This window comes from Pseudoflavonifractor sp. BSD2780061688st1 E11 (genome assembly GCF_005844125.1).
In the GTDB taxonomy this organism is placed as follows: Bacteria; Bacillota; Clostridia; order Lachnospirales; family Lachnospiraceae; genus Sellimonas; species Sellimonas catena.
Genome location: NZ_SPHM01000107.1, coordinates 1 through 1,281 on the forward strand (window position 1 = coordinate 1; position 1,281 = coordinate 1,281).

Here is a 1,281-nt window from a genome sequence, read left to right on the forward strand (position 1 = left end):
ACTAGTGTGCTGACTTGATGATATTTAACTAAATATTCTGGTAATCACAGCTGTTCTGATGTATAATCAAAAAAAACGGCGGTGATTCCTATGGCAAGACCAAAAAAATACAACATCCATCTTACAGAAACAGAATTGAATAATTTGAAATCTGTTATCCGTAATAAAAAAACTTCCAAAACTATCCGCTGCAGATGCCAGATCATTCTCGATCTGGACGAAGCACACGGAAAAGTTTTAACCCATGAACAAAGTGCCAGATCCAATGGTGTCTGCATGGCAACTGTCACCAACACTGTAACAAAATATATCAATGGCGGCATTGATGCTGTTACTGAATTTAAGCGGAACATAAATTCAGATAATGCCCGGCGTAAGGTTGACGGACGTACGGAAGCCCGGCTGATCGAACTTGCCTGCGGCCCTGTCCCAGAGGGGCACTCTCGGTGGACCATCCGTCTGCTTGAAGAAGAATCCAAAGTAATTCTGGAAACCCCTGTCGGCAGGGAAGCAATCCGCAAAGCTTTAAAAAAAACAAACTTCGACCTCACAAAAACGACTACTGGTGCATTCCAGCAAAAGAAGACCCAGAATTCATAGCCTGCATGGAGGATATCCTTGATGTGTATGAACTCCCCTATGATGAGAAGCATCCAGTTGTGTGTATGGATGAGAAGCCGTACCAGCTTTTGGGAGAAATCAGGGAGCCTTTACCAATGATTCCCGGAAGCGACCAGAAAACCGATTCGGAATATGTCCGCAAGGGCACCGTCAGCATTTTTGCTTTTGTAGAGCCGCTCGGAGGCGTTCACCATGTGAGTGTACGTGAACACCGTACAGCCACAGACTGGGCAGAGGAGATCAGATATCTTGTAGACAACATGTACCCCGATGCTGAAAAGATCATCCTTGTGATGGATAACCTTAATACCCATAAACCGTCATCTCTGTACAAACGGTATCCGGCGGAAGAAGCAAGGCGTATCATAAAAAAACTGGAGATACATTACACGCCAAAGCATGGCAGCTGGCTGGATATTGCTGAAATAGAGCTTAATGTAATGACCAGGCAATGCCTTAACCGCCGCATCGCTGAAATAGAACAGTTACGCAGCGAACTGTCCGCATGGGAAACGGAACGGAATACAGTGGCAGCAAAGGTTAACTGGCATTTTAGAACAAGTGATGCTAGAACAAAACTCAGTTCGCTGTATCCCACATTTACTACTGCCTCTTAATGAGGTGGCAGTATTGCTAAAAATCAGCAGGTCAGTACACTAG

2 protein-coding genes are annotated in these 1,281 nt (G+C 44.8%); both read left to right on the forward strand.

Annotated elements, in window-relative coordinates:
- Nucleotides 1–90 precede the first annotated feature (90 nt).
- Complete coding sequence (locus tag FGQ85_RS18200) at nucleotides 91–600, forward strand: helix-turn-helix domain-containing protein (protein WP_087417809.1); 510 nt, start codon at nucleotides 91–93, stop codon at nucleotides 598–600.
- The gene (locus FGQ85_RS18205; protein ID WP_242974689.1) at nucleotides 570–1,238 is read left to right on the forward strand and encodes an IS630 family transposase; all 669 of its coding nucleotides are present in this window, start codon (nucleotides 570–572) and stop codon (nucleotides 1,236–1,238) included. Before FGQ85_RS18200 ends, FGQ85_RS18205 begins: the two co-directional genes overlap by 31 nt.
- The last annotated feature ends 43 nt before the right edge of the window (nucleotides 1,239–1,281 follow it).